Origin of the sequence: Massilia violaceinigra (assembly GCF_002752675.1) — a bacterium.
In the GTDB taxonomy this organism is placed as follows: Bacteria; Pseudomonadota; Gammaproteobacteria; order Burkholderiales; family Burkholderiaceae_D; genus Telluria_A; species Telluria_A violaceinigra.
In genome coordinates, this window is the sequence record NZ_CP024608.1 from 1,242,948 (window position 1) to 1,259,257 (window position 16,310).

At 66.0% G+C, this 16,310-nt stretch carries 15 protein-coding genes; 5 read left to right on the plus strand and 10 right to left on the minus strand.

From position 1 onward, the window contains the following. Positions 1-50: 50 nt before the first annotated feature. The 6 genes from CR152_RS05665 to mepK all read right to left on the minus strand — a co-directional run bounded on the left by CR152_RS05665 (position 51) and on the right by mepK (position 6,694). Positions 51-1,484 carry a PQQ-dependent sugar dehydrogenase gene (locus CR152_RS05665; RefSeq protein ID WP_099874050.1) on the minus strand — a complete coding sequence of 478 codons (1,434 nt, stop codon included), beginning with the start codon at positions 1,482-1,484 and terminating at the stop codon, positions 51-53. A 76-nt stretch (positions 1,485-1,560) separates the two neighbouring features. Continuing rightward, positions 1,561-2,775, minus strand: coding sequence for an MFS transporter (locus tag CR152_RS05670; protein ID WP_099874051.1), 1,215 nt, complete (start codon positions 2,773-2,775; stop codon positions 1,561-1,563). A gap of 126 nt (positions 2,776-2,901) precedes the next feature. Further along, positions 2,902-4,887 carry an EAL domain-containing protein gene (locus tag CR152_RS05675; protein ID WP_099874052.1) on the minus strand — a complete coding sequence of 662 codons (1,986 nt, stop codon included), beginning with the start codon at positions 4,885-4,887 and terminating at the stop codon, positions 2,902-2,904. A 42-nt stretch (positions 4,888-4,929) separates the two neighbouring features. Beyond that, positions 4,930-5,262, minus strand: a complete 333-nt coding sequence (locus CR152_RS05680; RefSeq protein ID WP_099874053.1) for a hypothetical protein — start codon at positions 5,260-5,262, stop codon at positions 4,930-4,932. After that, positions 5,259-6,077 (minus strand): hypothetical protein, encoded by an 819-nt coding sequence (locus tag CR152_RS05685; protein WP_229413289.1) that lies wholly within the window; start codon positions 6,075-6,077, stop codon positions 5,259-5,261. Before CR152_RS05685 ends, CR152_RS05680 begins: the two co-directional genes overlap by 4 nt. A gap of 80 nt (positions 6,078-6,157) precedes the next feature. Next, positions 6,158-6,694 (minus strand): peptidoglycan L,D-endopeptidase MepK, encoded by a 537-nt coding sequence (gene mepK, locus CR152_RS05690; RefSeq protein ID WP_099874055.1) that lies wholly within the window; start codon positions 6,692-6,694, stop codon positions 6,158-6,160. A gap of 338 nt (positions 6,695-7,032) precedes the next feature. On the opposite strand from mepK, the gene CR152_RS05695 reads away from it, so the two are divergent. Next, positions 7,033-7,821 (plus strand): NF038120 family PEP-CTERM protein, encoded by a 789-nt coding sequence (locus CR152_RS05695; RefSeq protein ID WP_099874056.1) that lies wholly within the window; start codon positions 7,033-7,035, stop codon positions 7,819-7,821. Positions 7,822-7,840: 19 nt separating this feature from the next. Next, on the plus strand, positions 7,841-10,999 hold the full coding sequence (locus CR152_RS34800) for a S8 family peptidase (protein WP_099874057.1): 3,159 nt from the start codon (positions 7,841-7,843) through the stop codon (positions 10,997-10,999). Between the two features lie 109 nt (positions 11,000-11,108). Here the strand turns inward: CR152_RS34800 and CR152_RS05705 are convergent, their stop codons facing one another. The 4 genes from CR152_RS05705 to CR152_RS05720 form a co-directional block, all read right to left on the minus strand. Then, positions 11,109-11,591: a hypothetical protein gene (locus CR152_RS05705; RefSeq protein WP_099874058.1), complete on the minus strand. Its 483-nt coding sequence runs from the start codon at positions 11,589-11,591 to the stop codon at positions 11,109-11,111. Positions 11,592-11,653: 62 nt separating this feature from the next. After that, positions 11,654-12,427, minus strand: coding sequence for an SDR family NAD(P)-dependent oxidoreductase (locus CR152_RS05710; RefSeq protein ID WP_099874059.1), 774 nt, complete (start codon positions 12,425-12,427; stop codon positions 11,654-11,656). An 82-nt stretch (positions 12,428-12,509) separates the two neighbouring features. Then, complete coding sequence (locus tag CR152_RS05715; RefSeq protein ID WP_229413290.1) at positions 12,510-13,097, minus strand: TetR/AcrR family transcriptional regulator; 588 nt, start codon at positions 13,095-13,097, stop codon at positions 12,510-12,512. 60 nt (positions 13,098-13,157) lie between these two features. After that, entirely contained in the window at positions 13,158-14,084 is a 927-nt protein-coding gene (locus CR152_RS05720) for a LysR family transcriptional regulator (RefSeq protein WP_099874060.1), read from the minus strand. Between the two features lie 117 nt (positions 14,085-14,201). Here CR152_RS05720 and CR152_RS05725 point away from each other — a divergent pair, with 117 nt between their 5' ends. The 3 genes from CR152_RS05725 (at position 14,202) to CR152_RS05735 (ending at position 16,296) form a co-directional block, all read left to right on the plus strand. Continuing rightward, on the plus strand, positions 14,202-14,825 hold the full coding sequence (locus tag CR152_RS05725) for a glutathione S-transferase (protein ID WP_099874061.1): 624 nt from the start codon (positions 14,202-14,204) through the stop codon (positions 14,823-14,825). Further along, positions 14,822-15,655 (plus strand): pyridoxamine 5'-phosphate oxidase family protein, encoded by an 834-nt coding sequence (locus tag CR152_RS05730; RefSeq protein ID WP_099874062.1) that lies wholly within the window; start codon positions 14,822-14,824, stop codon positions 15,653-15,655. Before CR152_RS05725 ends, CR152_RS05730 begins: the two co-directional genes overlap by 4 nt. A gap of 239 nt (positions 15,656-15,894) precedes the next feature. Further along, the gene (locus CR152_RS05735; RefSeq protein ID WP_099874063.1) at positions 15,895-16,296 is read left to right on the plus strand and encodes a hypothetical protein; all 402 of its coding nucleotides are present in this window, start codon (positions 15,895-15,897) and stop codon (positions 16,294-16,296) included. The last annotated feature ends 14 nt before the right edge of the window (positions 16,297-16,310 follow it).

Below are 16,310 nucleotides of genomic sequence, written 5' to 3' on the forward strand. Positions count from 1 at the left end.
CACGCTCCGCCCGACCGATTTGTTACCGCACCGGCTACCGTGCGGTCTTGTCAGGACGTACCCGCGCGCACGATCCGGTAGACCTTGCCGGTGGCGGCGATCATGTACAGCTCGCCGTTGCCATCCTGGCCGAACGATTGCACGGCGTCGATGTCGGGAATGGCCCAGCTGGCCGGTTCGGTGACACCGTTGTCCTTGTACAGGAAGCTCTTGAGGTAGCCGCCGCAATAGTCGGAATAGAAGTAGCGCCCGGCCAGTTCCGCAATCGCCTTGCCGCGGTAGACGTAACCGCCCGTGATCGAGCAGCCGTTGATCTTGTTGGGGCCGTGCTCGTACTCGAATGCGGGCAGGGTCAGCCCGGACTTGTCGCAGATGGCCGCGTTGTAGCACAGCGACGCTTCCATGATGTTCCAGCCGTAGTTCAGGCCGCCCTGGGAAATGCCGGCGATGTCGACTTCCTCGCGCTTGCCCTGGCCGACGTCGGCGATGTACAGGCGGTCGGCGTCGAAGGCGTAGCGCCATGGATTGCGCAGGCCGGAGGCCCAGATCTCGGCGCGGCGCCCGGCCTGTCCGGCGAAGGGATTGGTCGGAGGAATGACGTACGGCTGCGCGCCCCGCGAATTGGCCACGTCCAGGCGCAGCATTTTGCCGAGCAACACGTTGAGGTTTTGGGCATTGCCGTTCGGGTCGCCCGCGCCGCCGCCGTCGCCCGTGGCCAGGTACAGGAAGCCGTCCGGGCCGAAGCTGACCAGGCCGCCGTAGTGGTTGGTGGCGCCGGGGTGGGGGATGCGGATGATTTCCAGTACCGCGGTCGGTTCGGCCAGGTTGCGGTTGGCGGAGGACACGCTGTGCCGCTCGACCACGATGTTGTTGCCGGCGTCGGTGTAGTAGATGAAGAACCAGCCGTTGCTGGCGTACTGGGGATGGAAGGCCATCGACAGCAGGCCGCCTTCGCCAGTGGCGGCGACCCGGTTGCGGATGTCGAGGAAGGGCGTGCCCAGCAGTGCGCCATCCTGCATGACGAGGATGCGGCCGCTGCGTTCCACGATGAACTGGCGCGCGTCGCCGCTGGGGGCGGTGAGGAATACGGCGCCGCTCACGCTGGCCACTTCGCGCACGCCGAGCGCCAGGGTGCTGCTGCCGTAGCTGACGTTGACGATGGCGGTGCCGCCATCGGCCACAGTGGCGCTTTGGACCGGCGCGGCGGCGCTCCAGCTCAGGTTGCCGCTCAGGATGCTGTCGGCGGTGACGGTATAGCTGCCGGCCTTCAGTCCGGTCAGGGTTTGCCCCGCGCTGATGGTTTTTGCGTAGGATGCCGGGCCGCTGATGCGCACGGCCGCGGGCAGGCCGGCGGGCAGGTTGGCCAGGTTGACGGTCAGGGCACCGTTGCCGGCTGGCGGCTTGTCGTCGTCCGAGCCGCCGCAGGCGGACAGCAGAAGCATGGCGAGCGCGGCCAGGATGGTCCGCAGGTGGCGTGTGAGCATGTCATCCTCCGCAGTGTCTTGAGCGATTGACAATACTGGCCGTGCCGGTACCGGTCTGTGCGCCATCGCACGCCGTTCAGCGGGCAGTGGCGGCGGCCGGGGAGCTGCTGCGCACGGCTAGCAGATAGAACAGGAGCGAGGCCAGCGAACAGCCCAGCAGCAGCGAAAACAGCAGCGCCGGCGAGGAGTTGAACTGGAGCAGGGCGGCGATGGCGATGGGGCCGGCGGCGCGCGCGATCAGCGCCGGTCCGGCCAGGGCGCCGGAAATGGCGCCATAGTTGCGCGCGCCGAACAGGATCTGCGGCAAGGTGCCGCGCACGATGGTCAGAATGCCGATGGACAGGCCGTACAGCACGCAGAACAGTGCCACCGCGACCTGGTGCTGGCCCCAGAACAGCACGGCCAGCAAGGCGCCGGGCAAGACCGCGAAGCAGAAGGTGCCGCTCGCCTGCGGGCGCGCGTGGCGGGCCATGCGCATTTCGCCGAGCCGGCCGGCCACTTGCATCGGCCCGATCAGCGCGGCCATCCACACCACGCTGGACAAGGCGTGGCCATAGGATTGCAGGATGGGAATCAGGTGCGCCGACAGCGCCGAGAAGATGAAACTGTTGGCCGAAAACGCAAAGGCGAGCTTCCAGAAGGCGGGATGGCGCAGCGCCTGGCGCAGGCTGAAATCGGCACCGGCCGCGGCTTGCTTGTGCATCTGGGCGGCTTCGGGCGGCGTACTGAGCAACAAGTGCAGCGGCATGCACAGCAGCAGCTGGACCAGCCCGTAGGCCAGGTAGGTCGTGCGCCAGCCAGCGATGCCGTTCAGGTGCACCGTCAGGGGCCAGAACACGGTGCTGGCGAAGCCGCCGAACAGGGTGAGGGTGGAGATCGCCCCGCGCGCGCGCATGCCGAACTGGCGGTTGAGGGTGGCGAAGGCGGCGTCGTACAGCACGGCCGGCATGGCGGCGCCGAGCACGGTCCAGGCCAGGTAGTACGCAGTGGCGCCCCGGGCCTGGCTCAGCATGATGAAGCCGAGGCCGCACAGCAGCGAGCCGCCGGCCATGACCAGGCGCCCGCCATGGCGGTCGATCAGGATGCCGGACGGGGTGGCGGTGATGCCGGCCACCAGCAGGCACCAGGAAAAAGCGCCGAACACGGCGGCGCGCGGCAAGGCCAGCTCGCGCGCGATATCGTGGGCCACGACGGCGAAGGCGTAGTACAGCGTGCCCCAGGACAGGATCTGGGTGACGGCGAGAATGGCGATGGTGGCGATGGTGGCGACGGGGCGGGGAGGGCGGTCCATGGGGTGGCTTGCTTGCGCGTGGTTGGCGCAAGGGCGCACCCGACGATTGTACGAGTATCCGAAAAATATTGCTGACGGTCATGTTCCGCCGCGAAGGGGGCGCGGGCCGGCGCGAACGGGGCCGATTCAGGCGCTCAGCATTATCCGCGCGTGCAGCAGCGTCTCGAACTCGTCGGGCGGCAGCGGTCCGCCGAACAGGAAACCCTGGCCGTAATCGCAGCCGGCCCGGCGCAGGATCTGGTATTGCTGTTCGGTTTCCACGCCTTCGGCAATGACTTTCAGCCCCAGCTTGTGCGCCATGACGATGATGGCCTCGCACAGCGCCACGTTGGCCGCGTCGTGCTCCAGATTGTAGACGAAGGATTTGTCGATCTTGAGGTAGTCCAGGTTGAACTTGCGCAGGTAGGACAGCGAGGAATAGCCGGTGCCGAAATCGTCGAGCGAAATCTTGATGCCGGCCTGCTGGAAGGCCAGCAACTGCTTCATCACCGCGCTGTTGGACGCCAGCAGCAGCCCCTCGGTGATCTCCAGGCCCACTTCGGGCGGGCCGGCGCTGCCGTTGAGATCGAACGAGTTGTCGGTCAGCCAGTGGCGGCAGTTTTCGCCGTTGGTGTGATAGAACTGGGCCGGCGACACATTGATGTTGACCGTCAGCTGCTTGTCGAAACTGCGCCAGCGGCGCGCGTGCGCCAGCGCCTTGCGAAACACCCAGTTGCCGATCGTGACGATCTGGCCGGTGTGCTCGGCGATGGGGATGAAGTCGACCGGACTGACCGCCCCGCGCGCCGGATGCTGCCAGCGCACCAGCGCCTCGGCCTTGCGGATGCGCCCGTCATTCATGTCGACGATAGGCTGGAAATAGACCTCGAGCTGCTCTTCGTCTATGGCCCGGCGCAGCTCGTTGCTGATCGCCATGCGCGCCTGCGCCGCCTCCTGCATGCTGGGCGTGAAATAGGTGAAGCGGTTGCGGCCATTGTCCTTGGACTGGTACATGGCCTGGTCGGCGTTGCGCAGCAGCTCGCCCGCCGACTGCGCGTCGCGCGGGTACATGGTGATGCCGATGCTGGCCGAAATATACGCCAGTTCATTTCCGAGCAGGAAAGGCTTGGCCAGGTCGTTGCGGATTTTCTGGGCCACGTTGGTGACCGTGTCGACATTGTGCAGTTCGCTCAGGGTGATGGTGAACTCGTCGCCGCCCAGGCGCGCCACGGTATCGCTCTCGCGCACATAGGTTTGCAGGCGCTGGCCGACCTGCTTGAGCAGCATGTCGCCCACCTGGTGGCCGAGCGTGTCGTTGATTTCCTTGAAGTGGTCGAGGTCGATGAACAGCAGGGCCAGCGGCAGCCCGCTGCGGTGGGCTTTTTTGATGTCCATTTCCAGCCGGTCCTGGAACACATTGCGGTTGGGCAGTCCGGTCAGGCGGTCGATGTTCACTTCACGCAGCGCCTGTTCGATCAACTGGCGGTCGCGCACCTCGGTCGAGAGCGAATAGGCTTGCTGCTGCAACGATGCAATCGTGCGCTGGAGCATGTGCACATTGGCCGCCGGATCGTAGCTTTCGGCCGGCAGCACGTGGGTGTGCAGGGTGCACACTTCGTCGAACATGGGCGCGTCGGCGGCCGACGGAAAGGCGTTGAGCGGATAGGCGCACAGCAGCTCGAAATCGAACTGGCGCTGCAGGTTGTTGAAAAAGCGCTCGACCCGGATGGCGGCGTCGTGCTTGCCCACGGCATTGAGCGAGCAGTGCGAGGTGGCGCACAGGATCGCCACCATTTCGCCGAACACGCACACGCGGCCGCGATGCGGCTCGCTGGCCTTGCGGATGACGTTGCCGATGGCGGTGCGGAAGCGCCCCTCGTCGGGCAAGCCATTTTCCATGAACATGGGCAGCATGTGATCGGCGTGCAAGGCCAGGTAGCTGCCGTTGGCGCTGCGGCCCTGCGCGTCGACCAGCCCGCGCGCGAGCAGGTTCTCGTGCAGCATGTCGAGATGGCCGCTGGTGGCAATGGCAATGCCCTTGTCGCCACGCTCGAGGGCGTCGCCGATGTAGTCGGCCAGGCCCTTGATGAGAAAGACGTCGTCCTCGTAAAACTGGACCAGATGATCGTTCATGCGATCCCCGCGAAGGGGTGATGGAACCAGTTAGACGACGTCTTAGCGGATAGGTTCCCCCGCCGGGCCAGAAATATGGCTGCGCCGGCGCATTTTTCGTACCACGCCCTGGGCGTCGAGCAGCACGACGATTTCCTCGAAGCCGGCGCCGGGCACGGCCAGCTGGTACAGCCAGGCTTCATACCCGCTGTCGAAGCGGACCTTGTGCGTGGGGCCCAGGCTGGCCAGCAGGCTGGCGCGGGTCGATTCGCCAGGGCGGATGACGCTGCCCACCTGCGCCGCGCTCACCTGCGTGCCCGGCGGCGGCGCCGGCGTACTGGCGCAGGCGCCCAGCAGCAGCGCCAGCAAGGGGAAGCAATGCCTCGCCGGGATCATGGTGTGGCCCCCGGCGCATCGTCCATGTAGTCGAATTCGACGATGCTGTCATCGGGCCAGCCGGGGTCGAAAATCGGGGCGTAGTAGCTGCGCTCGAGCAGCACCTGGCAATCGCAAAAGCGCAAGTCGGAGGCAGCCAACCGGCCGCCGGCGTACAGCATGCTGAAGGGCAGCACCTCGCTACGCGCGCCGTGGCGCACGGTCACGCCAAACACGGGCCGATCGGTGAAGAACAGGTAGTTGCCGTCGGCGCTGTTGCACACCTGGTCGGCGCTGCTCAGGGCGTCCGACAGCCAGCCGAAGATGGGCGAGCTGTTCGACACCAGGCCCGCGTCGATGCCGACCCGGCATTCAAGCCGCAGGTCGCCCAGCCGGCGCGTGCCGGGCGCCAGGCCCGGGCTGTGGATGGCGGCGCGCCAGGTCAGGCTGTCGCCGCGCCGGTTGGCCACCACGGCGGCGTCTTCGCGCACGGCCTGTTCGTTATGCGGCAATACGAAACTGTGGTCCGCATCGAGCGCGAGCGGCACGCTGACGCGCTCGCCCGCGATGCGCAGCGCCACTCCGGCCATGTCGGTGGTGGGCAGGCGCGGCAGCAGGCGGAAACGCAGGCTGGCGGCGGGCGCGAGCGCATGGTCGCGCTCGAAACGGGCTAGCCCGGCCAGCATCTTGCGGTAGGACTTGTCGACCGGATCGCGCACGTAGGGAACGATCACGGTCTGGATCGGCGCGGGCACAGGGACCGGGACCGCGCGCGCGGGCAGGCAGGCCATGGCAAGGATGGCAACAACAATGCGGGACAATGATGGCAGGGACATAAGTCCGGCCGGCGGCGCCACTGTGGCGCCGCGTCCGCCGGGGCGGCGCGCGCAGGCTGCGGCGCCGTCCGGCCGGGAGCTTACCAGCGGCGCAGGCGGCCGGTATCGAGGTGGACGAATTGCGAGTCCGGGTAGTAGCCGACGCCGCCGCCGCGCGCGTTGAGCGCCGCCTTGTGCACATGCGACAGGCTCTTGCCCGGCATGCGGATATCGATGGCCTTGCCTTCGAGGTGCATGCTGTGGCGCGCCACGCCATCGCTGGCCGCGGCCAGTTTCAGGTTGGTTTCGGGGGAGCGGTAACCGGAAATGACGTGCAGGACCGGATCGCTGCCGAGCTGGGTGCTGACCCGGTTGAGCAGCACCAGCAGTTGCGGGTCGATTTCGGCCACGGTGTTGCTGCGGTGGTCGCGCAACAGCTTGTTGATGTCGGTGAGCGACTCGGACAGGAACTGGCCCTCGGCCCAGAATACGCTGCGCAGGCTTTCGCCCGTGTGGGTGTTATACAGGCGCAAAGTGCGTTCGCCTGATGCAGCCTTGGCGCTACGGGCCATGGCGGGAAGACTCAGTGCCGATGCCAGTACAACCGAACTCTTCAGAAAGGAGCGGCGTGGGTTCATGATCGATCCTTACGCTTATACACGAAGGTCCATCATACACACCCTCGGCGCCGCGCGCACGCAATTACGCTCGAAAACGGAAAAAGAGTCAAGCGGAGCTAACACAAACAATGTTGGCAAATGTGGTGAAATTGTCACGGACCAATTTGATACCTTTTCATAGAGGAAACGAAACAAGCTATGGTGAAACCCGTAAAAATATGAACAATTTACGTTGAGAATATTGCTACAACAATTATTTCCTTTGCTATAGTCTTTTGCACTTTTAAGAAAAGTAGCAAGCAGGCACCTCGACCTGTACGCCCATTGATCGAAATAATTCAAACATAAGGCAAGAGATGAATCGCACAGTCACCCCGCTGGGTACCCCACGGCGCGCCACCCGCGCACTCCAAACGATCGCTGCAGCAGCCGCACTGATGTGCGCGCTGCCGGCCATGGCCGGTCCTATCACCTTCGAATCGGTCCAGCCGAACGCCCTGGTCAACGGCGAATCCGTCAGCGAGGGCGGCTACGAAATGCTGGTTCTCGGCAGCGCGATTGCCGATGAGCTGAGCCTGACCGGTCCGTTCGCCGCGATCGCCAACAGCAACGATCCGGATACCTGTTTCTCGATCGGCTGCCCGGCGGGCGCCAGCGGAAATTTCCTTGCGGTTATCAACGATGGCGGCGTGAAATTTACGCGTTCCGGCCACCAGTTCCAGGTCGGCGGCCTGAGCCTGGCATTCCTGCCACCGGTTAGCGTTCCTGACGGCAACTATGGCTTGCTGCAATTCTCCGGCATCCGTGCCGACGGCACCGTGGTGTCGAGCACCTCGGAATTCCCTGGCCAGAACGCCGGCGGCAGCTTCACCTTCGGCTCGGCCCTGATCGACCAGAAATTCCGCAATGAAGTGCTGACCAGCCTGACCGTCAACGCCTGCCTGTTCGACGGCAACGGCGGCTGCTTCAATTCGCTGGCCAATCCGGCCAACGGCCAGGCCCAGTTCGCGCTGGACGACATCAGCTTCAACGCCGTGCCGGAACCGGGATCGTTCCTGCTGGTGGGCCTGGGTATCGGCGCCATCACCCTGACGCGCCGCCGCAAGGCTGGCGGCACCACCCCATCGACCCCGGTTACCCTCTAAGCGCGCAAGGAATTCCACTATGACACTCCGCCCCGTTTCCCTTGCCGTCATGCTGATGCTGGCTGGCCTCGCCACCACCACCTCCGCTGACGAAGTACGCCGTTCCTACATCGTGCAACTGGTCGACAAGCCGGTCGCCACCTACACCGGCCAGGTCGCCGGCTTCGCCGCCACCAAGCCGGCCGAAGGCCAGCGCCTGGACGTCGACGCGACCGATGTGCAGAACTACATCACCTATCTCGAAACCAAGAAATCCAAAGTCCTCAGCGGCGTCAACGCTGCCCAGGTCACCCACAAGTTCAACGTCGTCTTCAACGGCTTTTCGGCCCTGCTGACCGACGCCGAAGTGCGCGCCCTGAAAAAAGATGCGGGCGTGGCCAACATCACGGCCGACTCCATCATGCAGATGGACACCAACTACACCCCGACCTTCCTCGGCCTGGATAAAACCGGCGGCCTGTGGGAACAGGTTGGCGGCAAGGTGGCCGCGGGCGAGAACATCGTCATCGGCATCGTCGACAGCGGCGTGTGGCCGGAAAATGCCTCGTTCGCCGACAAGGTCGACGCCAATGGCGTGCCGAGCCACTCGGGCACCACCCTGGCCTACGGCGCGCCGCCGTCGACCTGGAAAGGCTCGTGCGACACCGGCGAAGGCTTCGCCCTGACCAATTGCAACAACAAGCTGATCGGCGCGCGCTACTTCAAGTCGCCAACCCAGGCCCTGCACTGGACCGAATTTAACTCCCCGCGCGACTCGGTCGCCGGCGCCGAAGGCCATGGCGGCCACGGTACCCATACCTCGACCACCGCCGGCGGCAATGCCAACACCCCGATCGTCAACGGCGGCCTGACCCTCGGCCTGGCCAGCGGCATCGCGCCGCGCGCCCGCATCGCCTCGTACAAGGTGTGCTGGACCGACGCCACCTCCGGCAAGAACGGCTGCGCCACGGCCAACAGCGTGGCCGCGATCGAGCAAGCCGTCAAAGACGGCGTGAACGTGATCAACTTCTCGATCGGCCCGAACGCCGGCGGCGGCGCTTTCAACGAAGCGACCGAAGTGGCCTTCCTCGGCGCAGCCAGCGCTGGCGTGTTCGTGGCAGCCTCGGGCGGCAATTCCGGCCCTGGCGTGGCGACGCCTGCCCCGGTATCGCACATCAGCCCATGGCTGACCACGGTCGGCAACTCGACCCACAACCGCCTGTTCGTCGGTACCGCCACCCTGGGTAACGGCACCAAGCTGACCGGTTCGTCGAGCAATGCCTCGACCGGCACGGCACCGCTGATCCTGTCGCGCGACGCCGGCCTGGCCGGTGTCGATCCGGCCCTGCCGAAACTGCTGCAGTGCTTCGGCGCGGCCGACGGCGAGCAGCCGCTGATCGATCCGGCCAAGGTGGCCGGCAAGATCCTGGTCTGCGACCGCGGCGCCAACGTGCTGGTCAACAAGAGCCAGAATGCCAAGGATGCGGGCGCTGTCGGCGCGATCATCGCCAACGTCGTCGTGACCAACAACACCATCATCAACCAGTCGCACGCGCTGTCGACCGTGCACCTGCCGGTCGCTGAAGGCACCACGCTGAAAAGCTACATCGTCGCCAATCCGACCAGTGCCGTTGCTTCGCTGGGCGACCTGAAAGGCGTGGTCAATCCGAACGTGGCGGCACCGGTGATGAGCGGCAGCTCCTCGCGCGGACCGAACGTGGCCAACGCCAACATCCTGAAACCGGACGTCACCGCACCGGGCAGCGACGTGCTGGCCGGCGTCACCGCCGACCTGACCCGCGCGCAGCGCGATGCGATTGCCGCCGGCAACCCGTCGACCATGTCCGACTGGGCCTTCTACTCGGGTACCTCGATGGCCAGCCCGCACGTGGCCGGCCTGGCCGCGCTGCTCAAGCAGCTGCACCCGACCTGGTCGCCAGCGGCGATCAAATCGGCGCTGATGACCAGCGCCGGCAGCACCCAGCCGGACGGCGTGACCGCGGGCGTGAAGTGGGATACCACCGCCAAAGCCACCGGCACCTTGCCATGGGGCCAGGGAGCCGGCCACGTGACGCCGAACGGCGCCGCCAATCCGGGCCTGGTGTACGACGCCAGCGAGATCGACTACGCACGCTTCCTGTGCGGCCTGAACGCCGGCGTGTACAGCGCCGCGACGTGCCAGGCGATCGGCACCATCCAGCCGTACAACCTGAACCTGGCGTCGCTGACCGCCAGTAACGTGCTGGGCAGCCTGACCCTGAGCCGTACCGTGACCAACGTCGGCACCACCGCCGCGACCTACAACGCCACGGCTAACCTGCCTGGCTACAAGGTCGAAGTGCAACCGCCGACGCTGACCATCGGCGCCGGCCAGAAAGCCAGCTTCAAGGTCAAGGTCACCCGCATCGATGCCCCGGTCGATACCTGGACCTACGGCAGCCTGGTCTGGTCTGACGGCGTGACCAATGTGCGCAGCCCGCTGACGGTGCGTGGTTCGGCCCTGGCGGCAGCAGCTTCCGTGTCGAGCGAATTTGCCACCGGCAGCAAGCTGATCACCATCGGCACCGGCTTCACCGGCGCCATGACGTCGGTCAAATCGGGCCTGCTGCCTGCGGTCGTGGAAACGCGCACCATCGGCGAATCGGGCACCGACGCCGATATCTACCAGGCAGCTTGCCTGGCCGGCGGTGGTCCTGGCGTGAACGTGCACACGGTCAACGTGCCAGCATCGACCATGGCAGCGCGCTTCTCGCTGTTCAACGACGACACCAGCGGCGGCGCAGCATCCGACCTGGACCTGATCGTGGTTGGCCCGAACGGCGCCATTACCTCGAGCGGCAACGGCGGCTCGAACGAGCGCGTGCAACTGGTTTCGCCAGCAGCGGGCGCCTACAAGGTGTGCGTCATCGGCTACGAGCCAGCCGGCGGCGAAGCCGAGTACAAGCTGTCGTCGTGGGTCCTGCCAGCAGGCGCCACCAACGGCAACTTCAAGGCACTGGTACCGGCGTATTCGTACGTCGGCGGCACCGGCACGGTCAGCATGAGCTGGTCGGGCCTGGCGGCCAACCAGCGTCACCTGGGCGCACTGCGCTATGTGGTGGCAGGTGTTACCCAGGGCATGACGATGGTTGAAGTCAACACCGACGATCCGCTGCCACAGTTCGACGCTCCGCGTCGCGCCGCGCCAATGGCGAAGTAAGCTTGGCAAGAGCAGGCGCGCCGCCCGGCGCCCCTGTGAAAAAAGGCTGCGGCATTCTTGCCCGCAGCCTTTTTTTATGGAGCGGCGCCGCTTGAAGCGGCGCTACCGGTCAGCGCGCGTCGACCCCGCCCAGGCTGCGCGGTTGCAGCACGCATTTGCCGGCGCTGCAGGTCGCGCCCGGGTCCTGTTCGACCGAGCAGGTCGACATCATGCCGCTGTTCTCGTTCATTTTCTTTTCCGCAGCGGCCTGTTCGGCCGCCAGCCGCGCCAGCAGCTCACCGTTGCCGCGCTTGGTCGACCATGGGAGGAAACCGGCCGGTCCGCCGCAGGCTTTGCTGCCGACCGGCAGGGTCCGGCATTGGCTTGCGTTGTCGCAGGCAGCGTCGCCGATCTCGGCCGTGATACGCGCGCCGAGCGAGCTGGCTGCATCGCTGGCGGCGGCCGGCGCCTGCTTGGCCGGCGCGGCCGATGCCGGTGCCGCCGGGCTTGCCGCGGCGGACGTGTTGGAAGGTCCGCCGCAGGCGGTGCCGGAGGCGATCAGCGCGGCAGCGAAGCACAGGCGCAGGAAGGAGGAGGGGATATGTTTTTTCATGCCCCATCATCCCGGATCGATGCGCCCTTGGCAAGCGTGGCGCGCTTCGCTGCTGCTTGCCGTCAGTTGCGTCCCGCCATCACCCCGCCATCCACATCCCACACCGCGCCGGTGACCCAGGCCGCCTCGTTCGACAGCAGGAAGGCCACCGTGTGGGCGATATCCTGCGCGGTGCCGATGCGTCCGATCGGATGGAAGCCGTTAAAGCCCTGCAGCGCGGCCGCCACCTGGTCCTTGGGAATGAAGCCTTCGTACACCGGCGTATCGACCACGGCCGGCGAGACGGCGTTGACGCGGATTTGATGCGGTGCCAGTTCCATCGCCAGGTGCTGGGTCAGCGCGTGGATGCCGGCCTTGGCCATCGAGTAGGCCGACGACGGCGTGGCGGCGACCGCCTGGCGCGCCCACATCGAGCCGATGTTGACGATGGCGCCCGGCGCGCCGCGCGCCACCATGGACGCCACCACCGACTGGGTCAGGAAGAAAATGCCGCGGTTGATCGCCTGGTACTGGTCGTAGTCTGCCGCGCTGTGCTCGAGGAATGGCTTGGGGAAGAAGATGCCGGCGGCGTTGAGGATCAGGTTGATGTGCGGATGGTCGGCGGCCAGTTGCTGGCGCAGGCGCGCCAGGTCGGCCTCGTTGCCGATGTCGCCGGCCAGGGTGTGCACGCGGCCGGGGGCGTCGAGCTCGTCGGCGGCGCGCGCGTTCTTGGCGGCGTCGCGTCCGAGCAGCACCACCGCGCCGCCGCCGCGCACCACCAGACGGGCCGAGGCCAGGCCCATGCCGCTGTTGCCGCCGATGGCGAGAAGAGTTTGTCCTGCAAATGCGGTGTTCATGAGATACCTTTCTATACCAACTGGTTGGTAGGTTTATGTTGCCAAAAAAATGCCGGCCAATGCCGGCAACGGTGATGCCGGTTCAGGCCAGCATGTTCGATACGTAGGTGGTGCCGGCGAGGGCCGGGCTGTGGTCGCTGCCGAAGCCGCGCCCGACCATCATCGCCCCTTCCAGCGCGCTGAGCAGCCCGTAGGCTTGCGCCTCGGCACTACCGCGCACGCGCAGCAAGCCGGCGCGTTCGCCCTCCAGGATGGTCTTGCTCAGCCAGTCCAGGTTCATCTGGAAAAAATCGCGTACTTCAAGCGCGACCTCGGGCGACATGGCCGCCGCTTCCGCGCCCAGGATGCCGCACACGCACAGGCGCCGGTCCTGCTGGTAAGTGGCCGCGAACAGCTCGCCGTAGCGGGCCAGTCGCGCGGGCGCGTCCTCGCCGGTCTCGTCGATGGCGCGCAGCAGGGTGGCGAAACGGTCGCCATAGCGCTGCACGATGGTGTGCACCAGATCGGCCTTGGTGCGGAAATGGTGATAGATGCTGGGCTTCCTGATGTCGATTTCGCGCGCGATGTCCTCGTACGAAAAGCCGTTATAGCCGTACTGCTGGATCAGCCGCTGGGCCGCGTCGACCACTTGCTCGGCCGAGGCCGACAATGTCGAAAATCGTTTTACCATCTTGCCTCCGCTTGACTACCAACTGGTAGGTTTGCATCATGCCCAAGCTTGGATGCGGCGTCAAGCGCTTTTGGCGGGGGAGGCCGGCTGCAGCACCGGCAGGGCGGCCAGATGGGTCGCCAGGAAATCGATGCAGGCGCGCAAACGCGGCGCCATGTGGCGCGCGCTCGGCACCAGCAGCTGCACCGGCAGTGGCGCCGGTTCGCTCTCTGGCAGCAGGCGCACCAGGGTGCCGGCCGCGAGCTGTTCGGCCACCTGGTACGACAAGGGACGGCCGATGCCGTGCCCGGCCTGCACCGCCAGCAGCATGGTATCGATTTCGTTGACGATCAGGCGCGGCGCCAGCCGCACCGCGAAGTCGCGTCCATCGGCGCGCCCGGCCTCCAGGAAACGCCATTCGGTCGCCGCGCGCTGCTCGGAAAAGATGATGTCGTGCGCGTCGAGTTCGCGCGGGCTGGACGGCGTGCCGCGCCGCGCCAGGTAGGCCGGGCTGGCCACCAGCATGCGCCGTACCTGGCCCACCTGGCGCGCCATCATGCCGGTATCGGGCAGGGGACCGATGCGCACCGCCAGGTCGAGCCCGTGTTCGATCATGTCCAGGTTGCGGTCGTTGAACACCAGCTCGACCTGCAGGGCCGGATGCAGGTCGAGAAAATCGATCATTGCCGGGGCCACATGGCGGCGCCCGAACACGGCCGGCACGGTGATGCGCAGGCGTCCGCGCAGAGGAGCGTTGTCGTCCTCGCGCACGGCGTCGTCGTAGTCGGCCAGCACGCGGCGCGCCATCTCGGCCAGTCGCAGGCCAGCTTCGGTGGCGGCCAGGCGGCGCGTGGTGCGCTCGACCAGACGCGCGCCGACCCGTTCTTCCAGCGCGGCCAGCGCGCGCGTGACGGCGGGAGCCGAGCGGCGCAGGCGCCGTGCCGCGCCGCTCAGGCTGCCCGCGTCGAGGATCGCCACGAAAATCTGCAATTCGTCAAACCGGTCCATGCATTCTTCCACAAATTGAAATAATAATTTTCAATTTATCACTATTCTCGTTAAAGCGTGCAAGGGATAGCATGTGTTTCCTGTTCCTTTCCTGATCACTTTTTGAAGCGAGACGCCATGCAAACCACTTCCCTGATCCTCCACGGCCTGACGGTGTCGGGCCATGTGCACCGTGTCGAGCTGCTGCTGCGCATGCTCGATCTGCCGTTTACGTTCGTGCCGGCGCCGGCCGAAGTGCGCGACAGCACCGCTTTCCGCGCGCTCAATCCGCTCGGACAGATCCCGGTGCTGCAAGATGGCGAGCTGGTCATCAACGACAGCAATGCGATCCTGGTCTACCTGGCCAAACGTTATGCGCCCGGCAGCGACTGGCTGCCCGAGGACGCGGCCGGCGCGGCCGCCGTGCAGCGCTGGCTGTCGATCGCGGCCGGCGAGCTGGCCTTCGGCCCGGCCAAGGCGCGCGCCAACGCGCTGTGGAATGTTCCGGCCGACCTGGTCCAGACCAGCGCCGTGGCGCAGCGCCTGCTGGCCTTCATGGACCAGCATTTGACAGGGCACAGCTTCCTGGCGGCCGGGCATGCCACCTTGGCCGACCTGGCCTGCTACAGCTACGTGGCGCACGCGCCGGAAGGCGGCATTTCGCTGGCGCCGTATCCCGCGCTGCGCGCCTGGCTGGCGCGGATTGAAGCCTTGCCGGGGTTTGTGCCGCTGCCCGACTCGCCTTTGCCGGCCGCCGCATGAACACGCCGTTCCACGAAGGCGAGCTCAGGGCGCAGGCGCTCGCTGGCGTGAGCAGTTCCGGCAACGGCATCCGCGCGTTCATGCCGGACCAGCACCGTGATTTTTTTGCGGCGCTGCCGTTCGTGCTGATGGGCACAATCGACGCGGATGGCCGTCCGCGCGCCCGCGTGCTAAGTGGCAAGCCGGGGTTTATCGACAGTCCCGATCCGGCCACCCTGCGCATTGCCGTGGACGACAGCGGCATGCAGGCCGGGCAGGTGCTCGGCCTGCTGGGGCTCGACTTCGCTACGCGCCGGCGCAATCGCGTCAATGGCGTGGTGCGCAGCGCGGGCGGGGGCGCATTGCTGATCGATGTGCGCGAAAGTTTCGGCAACTGCCCGCAGCACATCGTGCTGCGCGACGTGCATGCGGTAGCGGCTGTGCCGGCGGTGGTGCGCGAGTTCGACGGGTTGGGCGAATGCGCCATGATCGCGCGCGCCGAGACCTTCTTCATTGCCACCAGCGGCGGCGCGCACGGGGTCGATATCTCGCACCGTGGCGGGCCGATGGGTTTTGTGCGGATCGAAGGCGACACCTTGATCGTCCCCGATTTCGGCGGCAACCGGTTCTTCAACACCCTGGGCAATTTGCTGCTCGACCCGCGCGCGGCACTGCTGTTCATCGATGACGCCAGCGGCGCCGTGCTCGAACTCGAAGGCCGGGTGGAGATTGTGTGGGAAGACGGTCCCGCCGCGCCGGGGCAGGGGGGCGGGCGGCACTGGCGCTTCACGACCGAGCGCGGCCGCATCACGCACGGCGCCCTTGCGCTGCGCTGGACGCGGCGGCAATAATTTCCTAACCGGCGTCAGACCCGAATGGCGTTAATTGAACCCTTATCTAACCACAAACCTCAAAACCGTCATTTTCGCCTGCACGAGAAGTCATTTCTGCCAATGGCAGGAATGACGGAGCTTAAGTTAGCGGCATTAGAGTCAGACTTCGGTTAGGAAAGATACCCGCAAACGTTTCTTAATCGGGGTCAGCGCAGCGATCGCGGCCACGGCAGCCCGATCCACCTATACTGTCGAGCATGGAAAACAATCACCTCGTACTGCGCGAAATCATCGATCTTTTCGTCGAACCGTCGCGCAAGGCGCGCTATGTCTATTTATGGGAAAAACCGAAGCGCCGCTCCCAGCTGCTCGATGAATTGCTGCATGATGCCGGCTACTTGCGGCACGACCGCAGGCGGGAGCTCGATCCGCCCCTGTCCGATCCCGACCAGTTGCTGGCGCTGATGCGCAAGAAGGGCGCCGGCAAGACCTGCCACGCCTTCGGTCGCTCGGAGTTCGATGGACAGGAAACCGACTTGTGCGCAGCGCTGGCCGAGGTGGCCGGGCGCATGTGCGAAGTGGTCCTGTATTCACGCGAGGCGAAAGTCGCGTTCGTGGAAGAGCACGACGGGCATCAATTCATCCTCTCGGTGAAGTGACGCCCGCCGCCATG

What these genes read in the sequence shown, in the direction of transcription:
- CR152_RS05665 (WP_099874050.1), bottom strand. Translation starts at nt 1,484, where the DNA reads ATGCTCACACGCCACCTGCGGACCATCCTGGCCGCGCTCGCCATGCTT.
- CR152_RS05670 (WP_099874051.1), bottom strand. Translation starts at nt 2,775, where the DNA reads ATGGACCGCCCTCCCCGCCCCGTCGCCACCATCGCCACCATCGCCATT.
- CR152_RS05675 (WP_099874052.1), bottom strand. Translation starts at nt 4,887, where the DNA reads ATGAACGATCATCTGGTCCAGTTTTACGAGGACGACGTCTTTCTCATC.
- CR152_RS05680 (WP_099874053.1), bottom strand. Translation starts at nt 5,262, where the DNA reads ATGATCCCGGCGAGGCATTGCTTCCCCTTGCTGGCGCTGCTGCTGGGC.
- CR152_RS05685 (WP_229413289.1), bottom strand. Translation starts at nt 6,077, where the DNA reads ATGTCCCTGCCATCATTGTCCCGCATTGTTGTTGCCATCCTTGCCATG.
- mepK (WP_099874055.1), bottom strand. Translation starts at nt 6,694, where the DNA reads ATGAACCCACGCCGCTCCTTTCTGAAGAGTTCGGTTGTACTGGCATCG.
- CR152_RS05695 (WP_099874056.1), top strand. Translation starts at nt 7,033, where the DNA reads ATGAATCGCACAGTCACCCCGCTGGGTACCCCACGGCGCGCCACCCGC.
- CR152_RS34800 (WP_099874057.1), top strand. Translation starts at nt 7,841, where the DNA reads ATGACACTCCGCCCCGTTTCCCTTGCCGTCATGCTGATGCTGGCTGGC.
- CR152_RS05705 (WP_099874058.1), bottom strand. Translation starts at nt 11,591, where the DNA reads ATGAAAAAACATATCCCCTCCTCCTTCCTGCGCCTGTGCTTCGCTGCC.
- CR152_RS05710 (WP_099874059.1), bottom strand. Translation starts at nt 12,427, where the DNA reads ATGAACACCGCATTTGCAGGACAAACTCTTCTCGCCATCGGCGGCAAC.
- CR152_RS05715 (WP_229413290.1), bottom strand. Translation starts at nt 13,097, where the DNA reads ATGGTAAAACGATTTTCGACATTGTCGGCCTCGGCCGAGCAAGTGGTC.
- CR152_RS05720 (WP_099874060.1), bottom strand. Translation starts at nt 14,084, where the DNA reads ATGGACCGGTTTGACGAATTGCAGATTTTCGTGGCGATCCTCGACGCG.
- CR152_RS05725 (WP_099874061.1), top strand. Translation starts at nt 14,202, where the DNA reads ATGCAAACCACTTCCCTGATCCTCCACGGCCTGACGGTGTCGGGCCAT.
- CR152_RS05730 (WP_099874062.1), top strand. Translation starts at nt 14,822, where the DNA reads ATGAACACGCCGTTCCACGAAGGCGAGCTCAGGGCGCAGGCGCTCGCT.
- CR152_RS05735 (WP_099874063.1), top strand. Translation starts at nt 15,895, where the DNA reads ATGGAAAACAATCACCTCGTACTGCGCGAAATCATCGATCTTTTCGTC.